18 protein-coding genes and 1 riboswitch are annotated in these 18,052 nt (G+C 55.7%); of the genes, 7 read left to right on the plus strand and 11 right to left on the minus strand.

Going from position 1 to position 18,052, the window contains the following annotated elements; all coding sequences use genetic code 11:
- Positions 1-40: 40 nt before the first annotated feature.
- Entirely contained in the window at positions 41-784 is a 744-nt protein-coding gene (locus tag JZ655_RS13715) for a MerR family transcriptional regulator (protein WP_046884783.1), read from the minus strand.
- A gap of 114 nt (positions 785-898) precedes the next feature.
- On the minus strand, positions 899-2,119 hold the full coding sequence (locus JZ655_RS13720) for a diguanylate phosphodiesterase (RefSeq protein ID WP_207292068.1): 1,221 nt from the start codon (positions 2,117-2,119) through the stop codon (positions 899-901).
- Positions 2,120-2,445: 326 nt separating this feature from the next.
- On the opposite strand from JZ655_RS13720, the gene ycgZ reads away from it, so the two are divergent.
- From ycgZ to yegS, 6 genes are all read left to right on the plus strand, one after another.
- The gene (gene ycgZ / locus JZ655_RS13725) at positions 2,446-2,685 is read left to right on the plus strand and encodes a regulatory protein YcgZ (RefSeq protein WP_040074864.1); all 240 of its coding nucleotides are present in this window, start codon (positions 2,446-2,448) and stop codon (positions 2,683-2,685) included.
- Between the two features lie 139 nt (positions 2,686-2,824).
- Positions 2,825-3,148 (plus strand): hypothetical protein, encoded by a 324-nt coding sequence (locus JZ655_RS13730; RefSeq protein WP_207292069.1) that lies wholly within the window; start codon positions 2,825-2,827, stop codon positions 3,146-3,148.
- Positions 3,149-3,198: 50 nt separating this feature from the next.
- A complete protein-coding gene (locus JZ655_RS13735) occupies positions 3,199-3,465 on the plus strand; it encodes a biofilm development regulator YmgB/AriR family protein (protein ID WP_040078438.1) in 267 nt (88 codons plus the stop codon).
- A 174-nt stretch (positions 3,466-3,639) separates the two neighbouring features.
- The gene (trhP, locus tag JZ655_RS13740) at positions 3,640-5,001 is read left to right on the plus strand and encodes a prephenate-dependent tRNA uridine(34) hydroxylase TrhP (protein ID WP_046884780.1); all 1,362 of its coding nucleotides are present in this window, start codon (positions 3,640-3,642) and stop codon (positions 4,999-5,001) included.
- A 333-nt stretch (positions 5,002-5,334) separates the two neighbouring features.
- A complete protein-coding gene (locus JZ655_RS13745) occupies positions 5,335-5,673 on the plus strand; it encodes an anti-adapter protein iraM (protein ID WP_207292070.1) in 339 nt (112 codons plus the stop codon).
- A 126-nt stretch (positions 5,674-5,799) separates the two neighbouring features.
- Positions 5,800-6,699, plus strand: a complete 900-nt coding sequence (yegS, locus tag JZ655_RS13750) for a lipid kinase YegS (RefSeq protein WP_207292071.1) — start codon at positions 5,800-5,802, stop codon at positions 6,697-6,699.
- Between the two features lie 32 nt (positions 6,700-6,731).
- Here the strand turns inward: yegS and JZ655_RS13755 are convergent, their stop codons facing one another.
- The 9 genes from JZ655_RS13755 to thiM form a co-directional block, all read right to left on the minus strand.
- Positions 6,732-7,505 (minus strand): ABC transporter ATP-binding protein, encoded by a 774-nt coding sequence (locus JZ655_RS13755; RefSeq protein ID WP_207292072.1) that lies wholly within the window; start codon positions 7,503-7,505, stop codon positions 6,732-6,734.
- A 9-nt stretch (positions 7,506-7,514) separates the two neighbouring features.
- The gene (locus JZ655_RS13760) at positions 7,515-8,378 is read right to left on the minus strand and encodes an ABC transporter ATP-binding protein (RefSeq protein WP_207292073.1); all 864 of its coding nucleotides are present in this window, start codon (positions 8,376-8,378) and stop codon (positions 7,515-7,517) included.
- Positions 8,350-9,255 (minus strand): ABC transporter permease, encoded by a 906-nt coding sequence (locus JZ655_RS13765; RefSeq protein WP_040074856.1) that lies wholly within the window; start codon positions 9,253-9,255, stop codon positions 8,350-8,352. Before JZ655_RS13765 ends, JZ655_RS13760 begins: the two co-directional genes overlap by 29 nt.
- Positions 9,252-10,289: an ABC transporter permease gene (locus tag JZ655_RS13770; protein ID WP_040074855.1), complete on the minus strand. Its 1,038-nt coding sequence runs from the start codon at positions 10,287-10,289 to the stop codon at positions 9,252-9,254. Before JZ655_RS13770 ends, JZ655_RS13765 begins: the two co-directional genes overlap by 4 nt.
- The gene (locus JZ655_RS13775) at positions 10,286-11,902 is read right to left on the minus strand and encodes an ABC transporter substrate-binding protein (RefSeq protein WP_207292074.1); all 1,617 of its coding nucleotides are present in this window, start codon (positions 11,900-11,902) and stop codon (positions 10,286-10,288) included. Before JZ655_RS13775 ends, JZ655_RS13770 begins: the two co-directional genes overlap by 4 nt.
- Positions 11,903-11,935: 33 nt before the next feature.
- Positions 11,936-13,090, minus strand: coding sequence for a mandelate racemase family protein (locus tag JZ655_RS13780; protein ID WP_207292075.1), 1,155 nt, complete (start codon positions 13,088-13,090; stop codon positions 11,936-11,938).
- A 267-nt stretch (positions 13,091-13,357) separates the two neighbouring features.
- On the minus strand, positions 13,358-14,410 hold the full coding sequence (gene fbaB, locus JZ655_RS13785) for a class I fructose-bisphosphate aldolase (protein ID WP_040074852.1): 1,053 nt from the start codon (positions 14,408-14,410) through the stop codon (positions 13,358-13,360).
- 183 nt (positions 14,411-14,593) lie between these two features.
- Complete coding sequence (thiD, locus tag JZ655_RS13790; RefSeq protein WP_207292076.1) at positions 14,594-15,394, minus strand: bifunctional hydroxymethylpyrimidine kinase/phosphomethylpyrimidine kinase; 801 nt, start codon at positions 15,392-15,394, stop codon at positions 14,594-14,596.
- The gene (gene thiM, locus JZ655_RS13795) at positions 15,391-16,161 is read right to left on the minus strand and encodes a hydroxyethylthiazole kinase (RefSeq protein ID WP_207292077.1); all 771 of its coding nucleotides are present in this window, start codon (positions 16,159-16,161) and stop codon (positions 15,391-15,393) included. The genes thiD and thiM overlap by 4 nt, the downstream gene beginning before the upstream one ends.
- 36 nt (positions 16,162-16,197) lie before the next feature.
- Positions 16,198-16,294: riboswitch (TPP riboswitch) on the minus strand.
- Positions 16,295-16,648: 354 nt separating this feature from the next.
- Between thiM and JZ655_RS13800 the strand changes: the two genes are divergently transcribed.
- Positions 16,649-18,034 (plus strand): diaminobutyrate--2-oxoglutarate transaminase, encoded by a 1,386-nt coding sequence (locus JZ655_RS13800; protein ID WP_040074848.1) that lies wholly within the window; start codon positions 16,649-16,651, stop codon positions 18,032-18,034.
- The last annotated feature ends 18 nt before the right edge of the window (positions 18,035-18,052 follow it).

The raw sequence follows: 18,052 nt of genomic DNA on the forward strand, positions 1-18,052 counted from the left end.
TTAACCGGCCTGCGTTACCCGTGCGCGTCACGGAAGAGGATTAGCGGGCTTCGCCCAGCCCGTGCGCCATAATGGCGTAGCCCTGTTTTTGCCAGTGCTCAAGTTGTTCTGATTGTAACGCCGTTAACGTCCGGCCCGCCCACACGAGGATCTGCTGTCCCGGGAAAAACTCCGGGTGCGGCAATTCGAGCGGTTCAGCAAAGACATCGATACGCCAGCCGCGCTGTGAGAGCCGCCAGGCTTCCAGCCACAGGCTGGTGCGATCGACGATACCCCAGCCGATTAACAGCGCATCTCTGCCAGCCTTAACCCGGGACTCGCTAAGACTGGAGACCGCATGTTCAATCAAAATGCCATCGAGCAGGCTGCACATGGCTCGCGCCGTGTTTTGATCCAGGCTCAGCGTCTGGCGAACAGGTTCAAAGACATGATCAATGAGTGAATCAATGGGATGCAGATGGCAAAAGGCATTGATTTTCGCCCGCACTTTTAGCGGGTTAACCTGCCGTAAAGTACTCATCATCTCTTCTTGTAGTGCGCGCCAGTCGCCCGGCTCAGGCGCTTTGTCCTGATCAAGCAGCGCTTTAACCTTGCCGACCGGCACACCACGCTCTATCCAGCGCTTGATCTCCTCAATGCGCTGAAGGTCTTCGTCGTCAAATTGTCGATGCCCGCCTTCACTGCGCTGCGGCTTTAGCAACCCGTACCGGCGCTGCCAGGCGCGTAATGTGACGGGATTTATGCCGCAACGTTCTGCGACATCGCCAATACTGTAAAAGGCCATCGAATCCCCATGCGTAAAACGATATATTCTGTATCCAAGGTAACCAATCTCACCAGGGTGTACAACCTGTAATATTGTACAATAAGTTTGTACTATAACCCGGTGAGAGAGGATTTAAATGTCATCGACCCGCTCAGGCCACGCGATTGCCGGGATCCCCGCCAGTTGAGGACGGGCGAAAAGATGCCCCTGGAACTGAGAAACACCTGCCGATTCAAGCCACATCCACTCTTCTGGCTTCTCAATACCTACAGCAGAGATCAAGATTTCCAGCGTTGTACAACATTTGATGATAGCCAGGACGATAGCCTGCCGTGGACCACTTTTGTGTACATCGCGAATCAGATCACGGTTAATCTTAATTCTGTCCGGCTGGAACTGCGCCAGCAGCAATAATCCGGCGAATCCGCCGCCAAAGTGGTCAATAGCCACCCCTATGCCTGCTGCCTTCAGTTCGCGCACGGCACCGGTGAACTCTTCCAGCCGGGAAATGACTTCGTTCTCAGTGAATTCCACCACGATCTGCTCTGCCACCAGCCCGTTTGCTTCTATCTCCTGGAGCAAGAAATCTACCGCGTTAGGTACCATGACCAGCGTCATCGGTAATAAATTCACTGACAAGCTTTGCTTCCCTAGCCCCAGCTGGCGGGCCATAGCAAAGGCTACGCTTTTGCTCCGCAGGTCAGCTTCGTAGACCTCATCTCCTGGTCGATCGTCGAACCAGGTTTGGGCCTGTTCGCCACCCGGCGCACGAATCAAGGCCTCAAAAGAGACCACTTCCCGGGCCAGTGGGTCGATAATCGGCTGAAAAGCGAAGCTGCACGTCTCATCAGGGCTCTGCTCAAGCTGACGGATGCCACTGGCATTATCATCGACAATAAATTGCCATGAGTCTCCCGGTGGGATCTCGAAGTAGTTCTCTCTTTCACTCTCTTCGACAAACGTCCGGAAAAACTGCAGAGCGCGATCGTTATAAATCAGCTGATAACGGCTGGTTCCTTTATCCAGCACCGTTTGTAGCACCTCGTGGCGGTCATATTTGCGCAGGTCAAACAGCTCCATGCCAAACTTGCCAAAACGCCGCGAGCGGGAGAAATCGCTAAGCAGCTCTACCACGTTGTGGTGGCGGTCATCGGCGCAGATGTCGCGATAGATAGCCCGAACTGTCTCATCAGGTCCCTCGAGCAGTTGGAAAAAGAGCTTACCGTTAAACAACAGAATGCCGGTTACATTGGATTCGATGTTTTTCTTATTTGCTGCAACAACCATGTCTTCCAGCGTGCTAACCGGCAGTTCATCGCGAAGATGACTACGGTAAATGATGGTAGTGAGCATAGGGTTTCCAATAGAGGAGGTGAATGAAATGCCACGATATCAGACGGTTGCTAACGCGTCCTGTTGCAGGTCTGTAGTGGTTTTCCTGTCACGCCGTATGACCTTTTGTAGGACTAAAATTATGCCATAATGTACAAGCTTTTTTAAATACACGCTAAACATTAGTTTTATAAGTTGCTGATATTAATAATTTAGCACTTAATGATCAAAAATAAATTGATAAGTTGTACAACAGGTGTGTACAGTATTTATAAATTTACATTGTGTTAACCATTTGCGTTAACGCATTTTTGAATGTTTCAAGCATTAAAAGCGAGGAGTGACATATGCGCGAGAACGGCTTTGTACCGAATACAGCGAATGCCATTACCCAATACTTCAACAAAGCAAGTCAGCCTACCCAACAAGAAGCGCTGGGACAAATTGTTGTCGAAATCCTGCGGGAGGGTAAAGTTCTTAACCGAAAAGCGATTTGCACAAAACTGCTTTCCCGGATGGAAAAGGCGTCTGATTTTGATGAGGAGAGTCGCTACCAAACTTTAATCGGCTTGCTCTTTGACCGTTAACAGATTGAGGTCAAGCGCCGCTGATTACCCGTTTTTAAGTCAGTTTTTTTGCGCCATCTTAATGCCTTATACTGGCGCAATTTACTGATGAAATGCCGCCCTTTCGCTAGCTGAATTTGGCGGCAACAGAGACGTAGTTATGAACAGAAGTGAACATGAACGACTGACTGATGAACTTATTGGCGAAGCCACCCTATCGCTGCTGAAAGATAACGGCCCTATCAGCATGAAGCTGCTGTTGGCAAGGCTGCAATCCATGCTGTCAACAGAAAAGGATGGTGAACGACGCGCTGTACTGGCCCAGATAATCCTGGAGATTTCTAATGGGAATACCAGTACAGAAGTGCCGGCTCGTAAGCACAAAGGTGAGCAGCATGAATGGGACAAGGAGAGTCGCCAGAGCAGTAATGTTTATCCCCTGTTTGGTGATAGCCAACAATCCAGCAGCAGCAAAAAACATTAACTGCATACATTTACTCTAAACTGAACCGGTGTGACACTATGAGCCAGGCTATGCTCCAGAAATCCGACTTTTATGATGAACTGCCCGATCCTGTCCTCTCCAGCTATTTTCGCAACTCCGGCGGTTTGCTGGCAGAAGAGTGGGCATTACTCGAATCTGTTATGGGTGCCATTCTGGATGCGAAGGAACCGCTGACCAACAAAGCGATTATCTTGCGCTTGATTCAACAAATTGAATCCACGCAGGACGTGGTAAAAGCCGATATTATCCGCAAGACGCTGGAAATTATTGTCGATCACACTCAGGACGACCTCTAATACGCACCGCAATTTTTTAACGCTGACGGTACACTGCTGCCGTCAGCGTTTCTCTGTAGAGTGGTTTACCTCCCTTCCCCGTAGCGTTACAATGCCCGCCCTTAAAGTAGGGGATCTCCCCCTGGCGCCCACCTTGTGAGGCGCATCTGACCTGTCATCAGAACGAGAACATACATGTTTAAACCGGAACTTCTCTCCCCGGCGGGAACGCTGAAAAATATGCGTTACGCCTTCGCCTATGGCGCCGATGCCGTTTATGCGGGCCAGCCGCGTTACTCCCTGCGCGTGCGTAATAATGAATTCAACCACGAGAATCTGCAGCAGGGCATTAATGAAGCGCATGCCCTCGGCAAGAAATTCTATGTAGTGGTCAACATCGCCCCGCACAACGCCAAGCTGAAAACCTTTATCCGCGACCTGCAGCCGGTGGTAGAGATGGGGCCGGATGCCCTGATTATGTCGGATCCCGGCCTGATCATGCTGGTACGTGAACACTTCCCGCAGATGGATATTCATCTCTCCGTGCAGGCTAACGCCGTTAACTGGGCGACGGTGAAGTTCTGGAAACAGATGGGGCTGACCCGCGTTATTCTCTCCCGCGAACTGTCGCTTGAGGAGATCGAAGAGATTCGTACCCAGGTTCCCGATATGGAACTGGAGATCTTCGTCCACGGTGCACTGTGCATGGCCTACTCTGGCCGCTGCCTGCTCTCGGGCTATATCAATAAGCGCGACCCGAACCAGGGCACCTGTACTAACGCCTGCCGCTGGGAATATAAAGTCCAGGAAGGGAAAGAGGACGATGTCGGGAATATCGTACACAAATACGAACCGATTCCCGTACAGACCGTTGAGCCGACGCTGGGTATTGGCGCTCCGACGGATAAAGTGTTCATGATTGAAGAGAACCAGCGCCCGGGCGAGTACATGACCGCCTTTGAGGACGAGCATGGCACCTACATCATGAACTCCAAAGATCTGCGGGCCATCGCTCATACCGAACGGTTGACGAAAATGGGCGTGCACTCTCTGAAGATTGAAGGTCGCACCAAATCCTACTACTACTGTGCGCGTACCGCTCAGGTCTATCGTAAAGCGATAGACGATGCCGCAGCCGGCAAGCCATTCGACACTGGGTTACTGGATACGCTGGAAGGGCTGGCCCATCGCGGCTACACCGAAGGCTTCCTGCGTCGCCATACACACGACGATTATCAGAACTATGATTACGGCCACTCCCTTTCCGAGCGCCAGCAATTTGTTGGGGAATTTACCGGTGAGCGTAAAGGGCCGCTGGCGGCCGTCGCCGTGAAAAACAAATTCCTCGTGGGCAACAACATGGAACTGATGACGCCGCAGGGCAATGTTAACTTCACGCTGGAACATATGGAAAATGGCAAAGGCGAAGCCGTTTCCGTGGCGCCGGGCGATGGCCATACTGTCTGGTTGCCGGTCCCTGAAGATATCGCGCTGGAGTATGCGCTGCTGATGCGTAATTTCGACGGTGAAAACAGCCGTACGCCTTACGCGAAGTAATTTAGTGGGGTTATTTCTTCAGGGTGGGATAATTCTTAGAATCGGATCACATACCGCTGCGTTCAATACGGGTATTATCCCCAGCGCTGAAAAACATAACCCATAAATGCTAGCTGTACCAGGAACCACCTCCTTAGCCTGTGTAATCTCCCTTACGCAGGCTTATTTTTTTGCCTGCCATTCCCCGCTTTCTCTCCGCTGTTACGTAAATTTATCTCTGTTTACCTGTAGAAACGCATCGATTCGTTTGATATTGAATTTCAGTCTATTCATAGAGATACATAATGTTATTCTTTCCGCGTATAAAAATTTACCTTAGGGAAAGGAGGTAATATGTATTGGGTCGTTGAAAACAGGATGGTCTGTCCTGCAACGGGAACGATTTTTGTTCATGTACTCACGGTAAAAAACATCAGGATGATAGTTTGGTATAAAGGCGATTATTTCATCAGCGTTGGTTCAATCCTCGTCACTGGCCCCTTTGGCATAGCCGTAGACGGCACCCTCAGAGAGCTACACATTCTTCGTGTATTCCCCTATAAAGACGCGCTTTGGTCTGAATTTCTCGCCGGGACCCGCTGCCCCGGCAACAGCGGCGCCCTGATAACCCACTGTAAACGGCGCCCGTTCTGCGCCTTTTCCCTCTGCCCCTGGGGGGCCCGGGACTGCTAATTTATTGCCTTACGCCGCCCCCCCTGCCGGGGGCGATGACGAAATTTCATCTCTTTCATCCTCTTCTTACCCGTTTTTTCTCGCGCTGCGATACACTTTTCAGAGACCCGAACAGGAGCAACGTGGATGGCAACCTATCCCGCAAGTTTATTAATTCTTAATGGCAAAGGGGCTGGCAACGATCTTTTACGCCAGGCCATCACCCTGTTACGCGAAGAGGGCGTGGTGATCCACGTCCGCGTGACCTGGGAGAAAGGCGACGCGGCGCGCTATATCGACGAAGCCTGCGCCCTGGGCGTAGAGACCGTGATCGCCGGCGGAGGCGATGGCACCATAAATGAGGTGGCAACCGGGTTGATTGCGGTACCCGAAGCCCGGCGTCCGGCGCTGGGGATTTTGCCGCTGGGCACCGCTAACGACTTTGCCACCAGCGCCGGCGTGCCGGAGAGTCTGGACAAGGCACTGCAGCTGGCGATCGCCGGAAAAGCGACGGCAATGGATATCGCCCGGGTTAACGATAAAACCTGCTTTATCAATATGGCGACCGGCGGTTTTGGCACGCGTATTACCAGTGAAACGCCGGAAAAATTAAAAGACGCACTGGGCGGCGTCTCTTATCTTCTTCATGGACTGGTCAGGATGGACCTGCTCAAGCCAGATAGCTGTGAAATCACCGGTGAGAACTTTAACTGGCAGGGGAACGCGCTGGTTATCGGCATTGGTAACGGACGCCAGGCGGGCGGCGGTCAGCAGCTCTGTCCCGAGGCGCTAATCAACGACGGGCAGCTGCAGCTGCGCATTTTTACCTCTGACGAGCTGCTCCCTGCCCTCTTCACCACGTTGACGCATCCGGAAGAGAGTCCGAACGTCATTGACAGCCAGTCTGCCTGGTTTGAGGTAAATGCCCCACACGGCATGACTTTCAACCTGGACGGTGAACCGCTAAGTGGCACGCACTTCCGTATGTCGTTGCTACCGGGTGCGCTTAAGTGCCGCCTGCCGCCGGACTGCCCGCTACTGCGTTAATCTTTGCCGGTCAGGTGACTGACCGGCCTGGCTTAATATGCCGCCACCTCACGCGCCATCTCACGGCTATATTGTTGACTGGCATTGACCAGCATTCGCGTGTAATCCGTCTTCGCATGACCGGCGACCAGTTCATCCACGCTCAGCGTTTCAAGGATCTTGCCGTACTGCATTACCGCTACCTTCTGGCAGAGATGAGCAATCACCCCCAGATCATGCGTGACCATCAGATAGGTGAGATTCGACTCCCGCTGCAATTCTGCCAGCAGGTTGAGGATCTCCGCCTGTACCGATACGTCCAGTGCCGAGGTGGGCTCATCCAACAGTAAGACCTGCGGCTCCAGTATCAACGCGCGGGCGATAGCCACACGCTGGCGTTGCCCGCCTGAAAGCTGATGCGGATAGCGATCGCGAAAAGCCCGGTTTAATCCCACCCGATCCAGCAGGGTGTGAATACGGCGATCCCGCTCTTTCATCCCATGGATTTGCAGCGGCTCTTCCAGAATATCGCCGATAGTGTGGCGCGGGTGTAGCGAACCGTACGGATCCTGGAACACCATCTGGACCCGACGACAACGTTCAGCGCTGATGCTGCGTCCGAGCGCGACCCCGTCAATAGCGAGCGCCCCCTCCCAGTGGGTGAAAAGCCCCGCCAGGCACTTCAGTACTGTGGTTTTGCCGGAGCCCGACTCTCCCACCAGGCCATAAATCTCGCCTGGCTGAACATGGATATTCACGTCGTACAGCACCTGGGTGCGCTTTTCACCTTCGCCGAAAGTCAGATTAAGATTCTGTATATCGATCATGGCCCCTCCCTATTCGCTGAGCCAGCTGGCCTGACGTTGCAGCACCGGCAACACCGGGCGGCGATGGTTAATTTCCGGCAGGGCATCGATCAGCCCCTGGGTATAAGGATGCTGTGCATTGTGCAGCTCGCTTGCGGCGATCGACTCCACCACGCGCCCGGCATACATCACCAGCACCCGATCGCAGAAGCTACGGACCAGGTTGATGTCGTGGCTGATAAATATCAGCCCCAGCCCGCGCGACTGCACCAAATCATCCAGCAATCCCAGCACTTGTAAGCGCACCGAGACGTCCAGCGCCGAGGTGGGTTCATCGGCAATTACCAGTTCGGGGTCGGTGATTAACATCATGGCAATCATGATGCGCTGCCCCTGCCCGCCGGAGATCTCGTGCGGGTACAAATGATAAACCCGCTCCGGCTGGCGAATACGCACGACGTCGAGCATCTCCAGCACTTTGGTTTTGGCCTCCGCCTTGCGGCCGGGGTGGTGGGTAAGCCATGCCTCAGCGATTTGATCCCCCACGCAGACCACCGGATTGAGCGAATACTTTGGGTCCTGCATGATCATTGAGATGCGTTTGCCGCGGATCGCACGCATTTTCGCCTCGCTGACGGTGCGTAAATCCACATCGCCAAACTGCATTTTTGTCGCACTAATCCGCGCCTTTGCCGGGTGCAGACGCATCAGCGCGCGCCCAACGGTAGATTTTCCGGAGCCGGATTCGCCGACAATCGCCAGCTTCTCGCGCCCCAACTGGAAGGAGACGCCGCGCACCGCGTTGGTGACAGCGCGTCCGTTGATAAAATCGACGTGCAGATCGCGCACATCTAACAGCGGCGCATCAGGCGCTGCGAGGATCGAGGATGTCACGTAAGCCATCTCCTAAGAAGTTGAACGCCAGACTGTTGATTAAAATCGCCAGCCCCGGGATCGTTACTACCCACCAGCACTCCATCATGTAGGTCCGGCCGCTGGAGATCATCGCCCCCCACTCCGGCTCTGGCGGCTGTGCTCCCAGGCCAAGGAAACCGAGCCCGGCGGCGGTCAGAATGATGCCGGCCATGTTCATGGTGATACGGATAATCACCGACGGCAGGCACAGCGGCACAATGTGACGCCAGAGGACACGCACCGGGGAAGCGCCCTGTAAACGGACGGCGGAGATGAAATCGGCCTGCCGTAAAGAGAGCGTTTCAGCCCTGGCAAGGCGGGCAATCGGCGGCCAGGCGGTGATCGTAATCGCAATGACCACGTGCTCCAGCCCAGGCCCCAGCGCGGCAACAAACGCCAGCGCCAGAACCAGGCTCGGGAAGGAGATAAAGATGTCAGTCACCCGCATCAGTACCGCATCCACCTTGCCGCCAAAATAGCCGGCGGTCACGCCCAGCAGTAGCCCCAGCGGGCCGACCGTGACCGACACCAGCAACACGATATAGAGCGTGATTCGCGCGCCATACACCAGACGGCTAAAGATATCCCGGCCAAATTCATCGGTACCGAACCAGTGCTGGCCATTAGGGGCCACCAGGGCGTTATTGAGATCCTGCACCAGCGGGTTATACGGGGCGATCCAGGGGGCAAATATCGCCACAATCAGCAGCAGCAAGATAATCCCGCCGCCAATCGCGGTAAGGGGGTTGCGTGCCATCTGGCCAAGAAAGCCCACCATGCGTGAAAGTGAACGTTTGATACGCTGGCGGCTTTCAGATTGCCCCGCCCCCAGCGGCGTATCCAGAGAAACGGTCATGATTTCGTCCTCGGGTCAAAGAGTTGATACAGCATGTCGGAGAGCAGGTTGAGCATCACAAAGATTATCCCTACCAGCAGCACGCAGCCCATTACCGCATTCATATCCCCCAGCAGCAGGCTGCCAGTAAGATAGGAGCCAAAGCCAGGCCAGGAGAAGACGGTCTCAATCAGGACGGCCCCTTCCAGCAGCGAACCGTAGGCCAGCGCGACTACGGTTAACAACTGCACCAGGATATTACGAAACGCGTGGTTCCAGATAACCTGCCGCTCGGTTAACCCTTTTACGCGGGCGGTGATAATGAACTCCTGCGACAACTGCGCCAGCATAAAGCTACGGGTCATACGGCTGATGTAGGCCAGCGAATGAAAACCCAGCAGTGAGGCAGGTAGCACCAGGTGGTTAATGGCATTCCAGAATACGGCGCTGTTACCCGCCAGCAGGGCATCGACGGTCATGAGTCCGGTACGGCGCGGGACTAAACCGTCCAGCCCCAGATCCAGACGTCCGGCGCCCCCCACCCAGCCAAGCCAGGCGTAAAACAGCAGCAGCCCCATCATTCCGACCCAGAAAATGGGTGTGGAGTAACCCGCCAGGCTAATAATGCGCACCACGTAATCGGAAACACTGTTGCGCCGCGCGGCGGCCAGAACGCCCAGCGGAATACCCAGCCCTGCGCCGACAATGATCGCCATCGTCGCCAGCTCCAGCGTGGCCGGGAAGACGCGTAAAATATCGTCCAGCACCGGCTTACCGGTCAGCAGCGCATTCCCCAGGTTGCCGTGCAGCAAGTTGTTCAGGTAGATACCAAACTGCGTCAGCAGAGATTGATCAAAACCTAGCTGCTGATAAACCTGCTGATAGGTACTGTGGTCGGCATCCGGGCCCACAATCGCCAGTACCGGGTCAACCGGCATCACCCGACCAATAAAGAAGGTGAGCACCAGCAGGCCAAACAGCGTGATCAGCACCTGAGTCACCCGCTTTGAGAAGCGCCGGGTACGGGAGCCCGACGCGAGGATCGCCACACTCATTGTTCACCTCCGGTTTTATAGACTTCACGCAGGAAGGTGGTGGCCGACGGATGCGACTGGAAGTTTTTCACTTCGTTACGCACCACTACCGAATCCACCATCTGTGACAGCGGGATCAGCGCCGGTATCAGTTGGTCATAGCGCACCTGGATCTGCTGATAGTCGGCAATCTGTTTTTGCGGATCGCGCTCCAGCAGCGCCTTGTCGATCATCGCGTTGAGCGGCTTATCGTAGAAGCTGGTGCGCCAGCCCTGGAAGTTGGTCAGCCGCGCTTCGTCGCTGTTGTCGGGGTTATAGACCAGCGCGCGCAGGCTGGAGTGTGGATGAGGCTCTACGCCGCTCCCCCCACGCCCGACCAGCATGTCGAATTTGCGCTCGCGCATGGCCCCATAAATCTGGTTCCCGGTACCGGTAACGATTTTGGCGTTGATCCCCGCCTGCATCAGGGTGGACTGCACGGCGATGGCAATATTCAGGAAGGGCTGATCCGCCAGCACGCGCAGGGTGGTGTCGAATCCTTCCGGATACCCTGCCTCTGCCAGCAGTTTTTTAGCGCGCGGGATATCCAGCTTATAGCCGGGATCCGGCAGCGTGGAGGGCATCCCCGCCTTGATGGGCCGCTGATGCAGCACGCCGTAGCCCGGCATCAGCGCTTTGTTGATGCCCTGATAATCAATGAGGTAGCGCACCGCCTCGCGCACTTTCGGATTGGCGAAATGGGCCTCTTTCATGCTCATCGCTACGTAGTAAACCGTCCCTTTCTGCACGGCCTCTACCGTTAACTGCGGATCCTTACGCAACGCATTGATATCGGCCACCGCCATATTGTTGGCAATGTCGAGGTCGCCCTTTTCAATCATCAGACGCAGGGTTTGCGACTCCTGGAAATGGCGCAACACAATGCGATTCATTTTAGGCGCGTCTCGCCAGTAGTGCGGATTGCGCTGCATACGCAGCACATCTTTTGCCTGCCAGGTCTCCAGCATAAAGGGGCCAGAACCCGCTTCGTTCGTGGTGAGCCAGCGGTTACCCCAGTCGTTATTCACTTCATGCTGTTGCACGGTTTTGCTGTCGAGCACGCCGAGGTTGCCAAGCGCCCCGAGAGAGTAAATCACCAGCTGCGGGTCATTGGCTTTCGGCAGGACGATTTGCACGGTGTAGGCATCTGGCGCACTCACCTGCTGATCAATATTCTTCTTGCTAAAGCCGTAGGATTTCCACACCGAGGCCTGGGCCAGATTCAGGTGCAGCAGGCGACGCATCGACCAGACGACATCCTCGGCGGTAAGCGGGTTACCGGAATGAAAGGTGACGTTATCGCGCAAATGGAAGGTCAGGGTTTTGCCGTCCGGGGCAATATCCCAGGATTTCGCCAGGGCCGGTTTCACGTTGGTGAGTTGATTCGGATCCAGCTCCACCAGCGAATCATAGAGATTGACCACAATACCCACCACTTCGTTTCCGGTCATCGCCGCCGGATCGAGCGTCAGCAGGTTGTTCATATTCATGCCGATGATGAGCTGATCGGGCGGCGTTTTTGCGTACGCCGCCCCGCTCCCCATCATCAGCGAGAGCGCGAGCAAGCACGCGCCGGCTAAGGGAGATCGTTTCATGTATATATCGCCTGTAGGGTACGTTTTTATTTGTCAGTCGTGGCTGACGGTATTGGCTTCGATATATGCAAAATTAATGTCTTCGCCCAGTCCCGGACGGTTTGGCAGGCTGACCATGCCGTCGTCGTCCATCGGGTCGACCAGGCTGTTGAGGTACGCTGCGGGCTCCTCATAGTCGAGGAAGGGGTGCAATAAACCGCGCTCATACCAGCGGCAGTTTTTGATTGCCCCAATCACCGCCAGGCTTGCCGCCCCGTTGCCATGGACTTCGCAATCCATACCAAACGACTCGGCCAGGTGGGCCACCTTCAGGGTTGGCGTAATACCGCCCACGCCGTTTGACCCGGCGCGCAGAATGTCGCACGCCCCTGCCTTCACCCAGTCGGCACGGCTGTGATGTTTACCGCCCAGGCTCTCCGGCCCGATGATGGGGATAGAGAGGTTCTCTGCCAGCCAGACGTAGGAGGACATGCTCTCCTCTTCCATCGGCTCCTCAAACCAGGCGAAATTAAGCTTTTCCAGCTCTTTACCGATGTACAGCGCTTCGGCCCGGCTATACCAGTGGTAGCCGTCGATCATCAGATCGATATCCGGCCCTACCGCCTCACGCACGGCGGCGCAGGCTTTAACATCCATTTTGGGGTTCGGGGCGAAGGAGACCGGCGGCATCCAGGTGTGTAGCTTGATCGCTTTGTAACCGCGCGCCACCAGTTTTTCGGCAAAGCTGGCGTACTCCTCCGGGGTGGAGAGGCCACCCGGCAGGTCATCACCGCACATGGTGCTGCCGTAGGCCGGCACTTTATCGCGATAACCGCCCAGCAATTTCCACACCGGCATATTCAGTTTGCGTCCAATCAGATCCCACAGCGCCTGTTCAACGAAGCCCAGCGCACGCTCGCTAAGCTGATGGGCGCTGCCGCGCTGCCAGTGCGCCAGGTCCTGCCAGATGCGCTCGCGATTAAACGCATCCTGGCCGATCATCACCTTGCGAAAGAAGGTGTTGACCACAAAAGGGCGCACCACTTCCGGCGGTGCAAACGCGTACCCTTGGGTGCCATCGTCTGCGGTAATCGTCAGCATCGCCATTTTTGCCAGGCTCTCTGGCCCCGGGTGCGAATGCCCGGCGGTGTCAGAGACGCGGCGCGTGGGATACTGGAAGACGGTGACATTGACAGATTCGATTTTCATTTTCAGTCCTTAAAACTACAGAGGTTCAGAGCGACTTTGTATTTTGAAAAGCTGTTTCGAAAGTAACTTTAAGCGCAAAATTCGTCCGCTGCCTTAGACAAATTCCGCTAAGCATCGGCCATTTTTTGGGCATATGCACGGCAACGAGTGACAGTTTTCACAAAAGAAAGGTGAACTGTGATGTCGATCGGGAAGGATGTTTGAATGAAATGAAAAGCAGTTTCGAGCAACCCTCTTCCCGTCGGGAAGAGGGTCTGGAGAGGGGTATCAGGCGATGGTGACCTTGCTGTCCAGGTAGACATCCTGCACGGCGTTGATCAGCTTCACGCCGTCGGCCATCGATTTCTTAAAGGCTTTGCGGCCCAGAATCAGCCCCATACCGCCCGCACGCTTGTTGATAACCGCCGTACGTACCGCGTCGGCCAGGTCGGTCTCGCCGCCTGCAGCACCACCAGAGTTGATCAAGCCAGCGCGGCCCATATAGCAGTTCGCCAGTTGGTAACGGACCAGGTCAATCGGGTTATCGCTGGTCAGCTTGCTGTAGACCCGTTCGTCGGTATACCCGTAATTCACCGCCGTATAGCCACCGTTATTTTCGGCCATTTTCTGCTTCACGATATCCGCACCAATGGTCGCCGCCAGGTGGTTGGCCTGGCCGGTAAGGTCGGCAGATACGTGATAGTCGGTGCCCTCTTTTTTGAACGCATTGTTACGCAGATAGGCCCACAGGACGGTGACCATCCCCAGCTCGTGCGCACGTTCAAAGGCGCTTGAGATCTCTTCGATCTGGCGACGCGACTGTTCAGAGCCAAAGTAAATGGTCGCCCCTACCGCCACGGCCCCCATATTGAAGGCCTGTTCCACGCTGGCATACAACGTCTGGTCATATTCCGTAGGATAGCTCAGGGTTTCGTTGTGGTTGAGTTTCACAAGGAAAGGAATGCGGTGCGCATAGCGGCGCGAGACGGAGGCCAGCACGCCATAGGTGGAGGCCACGCAGTTACAGCCCGCTTCGATCGCCAGTTCCACAATATTCTTCGGATCGAAATAGAGTGGATTAGCGGCAAACGACGCCCCGGCAGAGTGTTCCACCCCCTGGTCTACCGGCAGGATAGAGAGATATCCGGTGCCACCAAGACGCCCGGTGTTATACAGCGTCTGCATATTGCGCAACACCGCAGGCGGGCGGTTGTTATCGATCATCACGCGATCGACGTAGTCGTGGCCAGGCAGGTAGAGGTTGTCGGCTGGAATGGTCATACAACGGTGCTGTAACAGGCTATCGGCATCTTTGCCAAGCAGCTGCGTAATATCAGTCATAACTTTGCTCCCCTATGTGCCGACGTCATGTCGGCGCGTGTCTTCCGGACCCATGTTTTTATGGGCAGGGTAAGCCTGGTCCCGACTGAACATCTTTGCCACTTTTAAGACCGATTTTCAGGACAATCTGCTGGCACGATTCGGGTACGGCAGCGTGACACGCCGCCGTTATGCACTCTCGCCCTACCACCAGGCGTGGAAATGGTGGACCGGGCCGATGCCTTGCCCGACTTCCAGGGTATCTGCCTGGGCCAGGGCGCGGGAAAGCCAGTGCTTAGCCTCCTGTACAGTGCTGGCCCAGTTCTCATGGCGGGGCCGCAAGGCCGCCAGCGCAGCCGAAAGAGTACAGCCGGTCCCGTGCGTGTTTTTGGTGTGTACCCGCGGGGCGGTGAAACGCAGTTCGCCGTCGCGCGTGAATAACCAGTCGGGACTTTCTGCATCATCCAGATGACCGCCCTTCATTAACACGGCCTCGCAGCCCAACGCCCGTAGCGCTCTGCCCTGCTCTTTCATCTCTTGCTCGCTGCGCGCATGGGGAGCATCGAGCAACGCCGCAGCCTCCGGCAGGTTCGGCGTAATAAGCGCGACCTGCGGCAACAATTTGTTACGCAGGGTCGCAACCGCCGAGGGAGAGAGCAGCGGATCGCCGCTTTTCGCCAGCATTACCGTATCCAGCACCACGCTCTTGACCTGATGTCGCCGGAGTTGTTCCGCCACCGCTTCCACAATATCCGTCTCTGCCAGCATGCCGATTTTAGTGGTGTCGATGCGAACATCACTGAAGACCGACTCCAGCTGCGCCGCCACAAAATCGGGTTCGATGCGGTAGACCGACTGCACCCCACGGGTGTTTTGCGCCACCAGCGCGGTAATGACCGAGCAGCCGTAAGCTCCCAGCGCCGAAAAGGTTTTCAGATCGGCCTGGATACCCGCTCCACCGCTGGGATCGGTGCCGGCGATAGTCAGTGCATTAATCCGTTTCATGCCGCCCCCTCCAGGTGCCAGATGGCATCAAGGAACGCAGTGGCGAAGCTGCCGGGCCCCTGGCTTGCCTGAGCGGCTTCGCTTCCGGCACGTTTCATCAGGCCGCAGGCCGCGGCAACGTTATCAAGCCGATCGCCAGGCAGGGCACAGCTGGCCGCCACCACCGCAGAGAGCGCGCAGCCTGTCCCCACTACGCGGGTCATTAACGGATCGCCGCCGGTGACCTCCTTCGTGCGTTGGCCATCGGTGATGTAATCCACCTCTCCGGTCACGGCCACGATGGCGTGCATCTGCCGCGCCAGCGCCTGTGCCGCAGGCAGCGCGCTGCTGGCGGTATCGGTGGTATCGACCCCGCGTCCACCGGCGCTTATGCCGGCGAGGGCCATAATCTCAGAGGCATTGCCGCGAATGGCGGCGGGTTTGAGCGCCAGCAGTTGCTGGCAAAATTGCGTGCGAAACGCCAGTGCGCCTACGGCTACGGGATCTAAGGTCCAGGGCTTACCCGCTGCCCGCGCACTCTCGACGGCCAAACGCATCGCCTGAGCACGGGGCACCGTCAGGGTGCCGACATTGATCAGCAGCGCATCGGCAATCGCAGCGAACTGCTGGGCTTCTTCGGCCTCAATCACCATCGCGGGCGAAGCGCCAAACGCGAGCAGTACGTTGGCGGTGAAGGTTTGCACCACATCGTTCGTCATACAATGGGTCAGCGGTGCGCGGTCGCGGAAGTGGTTAATAAGAAGGTGTTCGGGCAGGTCAGGCTGCATGTTATCGCTCCTGCCTTGCGTGAAGAAGCGATAGCCGTGAAGGGCATCTGACTTCCCTACGCTGGCATTATCCAGATCAGGTGGTACGGGTATTTCTCAGCCTTCACAAAGAAGGGCACCCCGAGTCATTTAAATCATTACGTTGCAATTACTGTGCGTAAATCGCTATTCAGAATACTGCCTCTGCGGCGCTGAAATCTACTGATTTAACGTTTTCGCCTATTTCCGTTGCGCTTAACTGATTTTGTAAAGGTTCGGTAAAACCGTCAATTTGCACCTCATCAGACCACCCGACAACCCCAGGTACCATGCGGGTTTCGCGTACCTTTCTTCTATTTATGTATCCAGTAATAAAACGTTAAACAATTAACCATTGAGCCCCACGAAAAAAGGCTCTATATTGGCCGCGATTTTTGCCACGTTTCTCATTTTTCTTAACTAATGATTCAATCGGGGCCGCCTGACGTGCCGCGGTTGTAGGAGTGATATGATGACGGATAAAGTCCGTATTGATACTTTGAATGCCTCTACTTTCAATAAATCCAACGAGACCTACCTGGCCCGTCAGGCCGAAATGGAATCCAATGTCAGAAGTTATCCGCGTAAACTGCCTTTAGCGATCACAAAGGCGGACGGCGTATGGGTAACGGATGCGGATAATAAAGAGTATCTTGATTGTCTGGCAGGCGCCGGTACCCTGGCGCTGGGTCACAACCATCCTGACGTACTGAAAAGCATCCAAAGTGTTATTACCAGCGGCTTGCCGTTACATACCCTGGATCTGACAACGCCGTTGAAAGACGCGTTCTCTGAATACCTGCTCTCCCTGCTGCCGGGCGAAGGCAAAGAGTACTGCCTGCAATTTACTGGCCCATCCGGTGCCGATGCCGTTGAGGCAGCGCTGAAGCTGGCGAAAAAAGTCACCGGTCGTAGCGGCATCATTAGCTTCTCGGGCGGCTATCACGGCATGACTCACGGTGCACTGTCCGTGACCGGTAACCTCTCTCCGAAAGAAGCGGTTGACGGCATGATGCCTGAAGTTCAGTTCATGCCTTACCCGCATGAGTACCGCTGCCCGCTGGGTATTGGCGGTGAAGCTGGCGTGAAAGCACTGACCTACTACTTCGAAAACCTGATCAACGACGTTGAGAGCGGCGTGCGTAAACCTGCTGCCGTGATCCTGGAAGCCGTTCAGGGCGAAGGTGGCGTGAACCCGGCGCCGGCCGAGTGGCTGCAACGCATCCGTAAAGTGACTCAGGAACACGGTATCCTGCTGATCCTCGACGAAGTGCAGGCAGGCTTTGCCCGTACCGGTAAATTCTTCGCCTTCGAACACGCGGGTATTGAGCCAGACATCGTCGTGATGTCAAAAGCAGTGGGCGGCGGTCTGCCGCTGGCCGTGCTGGGTATCAAAAAGCAGTTCGACGCCTGGGCTCCGGGTCACCATACCGGTACCTTCCGCGGTAACCAGCTGGCGATGGCAACCGGCCTCACCACCCTTAAGATCCTGAAAGAGCAAAACATCGCTGACAAAGTCGCTGCACAGGGTGAATGGCTGAAAGCGAAGCTGGTTGAGCTGCAGAAACGTTATCCGGTTATCGGCCACGTTCGCGGCCTGGGCATGATGATCGGTATTGAGATCGTTAAGCCAAATGAAGCCGCCGATCAGCTGGGTTGCTTCCCGGGCGATGGCGAGCTCTCTGCCCTGATTCAGAAGAAGTGCTTCGAAGCGGGTCTGATTCTGGAGCGCGGTGGCCGTAACGGTAACGTTGTGCGTCTGCTGCCTTCTCTGCTGATCAGCGATCAAGAGCTGAACGTATTCCTGGATAAATTTGAGCAGGCGCTGCTTGCTGCGGGCGTTCGCCCGGCTTAACCGAAGACGAGAGATAAG

The sequence above is a fragment of the Leclercia pneumoniae genome, from assembly GCF_017348915.1.
In the GTDB taxonomy this organism is placed as follows: domain Bacteria; phylum Pseudomonadota; class Gammaproteobacteria; order Enterobacterales; family Enterobacteriaceae; genus Enterobacter; species Enterobacter pneumoniae.

Bases quoted from the DNA above. Each gene is read 5' to 3' on its own strand.
- JZ655_RS13715 (WP_046884783.1), bottom strand. From the start codon at position 784: ATGGCCTTTTACAGTATTGGCGATGTCGCAGAACGTTGCGGCATAAAT.
- yegS (WP_207292071.1), top strand. From the start codon at position 5,800: ATGGCAACCTATCCCGCAAGTTTATTAATTCTTAATGGCAAAGGGGCT.
- thiD (WP_207292076.1), bottom strand. From the start codon at position 15,394: ATGAAACGGATTAATGCACTGACTATCGCCGGCACCGATCCCAGCGGT.
- JZ655_RS13800 (WP_040074848.1), top strand. From the start codon at position 16,649: ATGATGACGGATAAAGTCCGTATTGATACTTTGAATGCCTCTACTTTC.
- thiM (WP_207292077.1), bottom strand. From the start codon at position 16,161: ATGCAGCCTGACCTGCCCGAACACCTTCTTATTAACCACTTCCGCGAC.
- JZ655_RS13720 (WP_207292068.1), bottom strand. From the start codon at position 2,119: ATGCTCACTACCATCATTTACCGTAGTCATCTTCGCGATGAACTGCCG.
- JZ655_RS13775 (WP_207292074.1), bottom strand. From the start codon at position 11,902: ATGAAACGATCTCCCTTAGCCGGCGCGTGCTTGCTCGCGCTCTCGCTG.
- JZ655_RS13730 (WP_207292069.1), top strand. From the start codon at position 2,825: ATGAACAGAAGTGAACATGAACGACTGACTGATGAACTTATTGGCGAA.
- fbaB (WP_040074852.1), bottom strand. From the start codon at position 14,410: ATGACTGATATTACGCAGCTGCTTGGCAAAGATGCCGATAGCCTGTTA.
- ycgZ (WP_040074864.1), top strand. From the start codon at position 2,446: ATGCGCGAGAACGGCTTTGTACCGAATACAGCGAATGCCATTACCCAA.
- JZ655_RS13755 (WP_207292072.1), bottom strand. From the start codon at position 7,505: ATGATCGATATACAGAATCTTAATCTGACTTTCGGCGAAGGTGAAAAG.
- JZ655_RS13735 (WP_040078438.1), top strand. From the start codon at position 3,199: ATGCTCCAGAAATCCGACTTTTATGATGAACTGCCCGATCCTGTCCTC.
- JZ655_RS13765 (WP_040074856.1), bottom strand. From the start codon at position 9,255: ATGACCGTTTCTCTGGATACGCCGCTGGGGGCGGGGCAATCTGAAAGC.
- JZ655_RS13780 (WP_207292075.1), bottom strand. From the start codon at position 13,090: ATGAAAATCGAATCTGTCAATGTCACCGTCTTCCAGTATCCCACGCGC.
- trhP (WP_046884780.1), top strand. From the start codon at position 3,640: ATGTTTAAACCGGAACTTCTCTCCCCGGCGGGAACGCTGAAAAATATG.
- JZ655_RS13745 (WP_207292070.1), top strand. From the start codon at position 5,335: ATGTATTGGGTCGTTGAAAACAGGATGGTCTGTCCTGCAACGGGAACG.
- JZ655_RS13770 (WP_040074855.1), bottom strand. From the start codon at position 10,289: ATGAGTGTGGCGATCCTCGCGTCGGGCTCCCGTACCCGGCGCTTCTCA.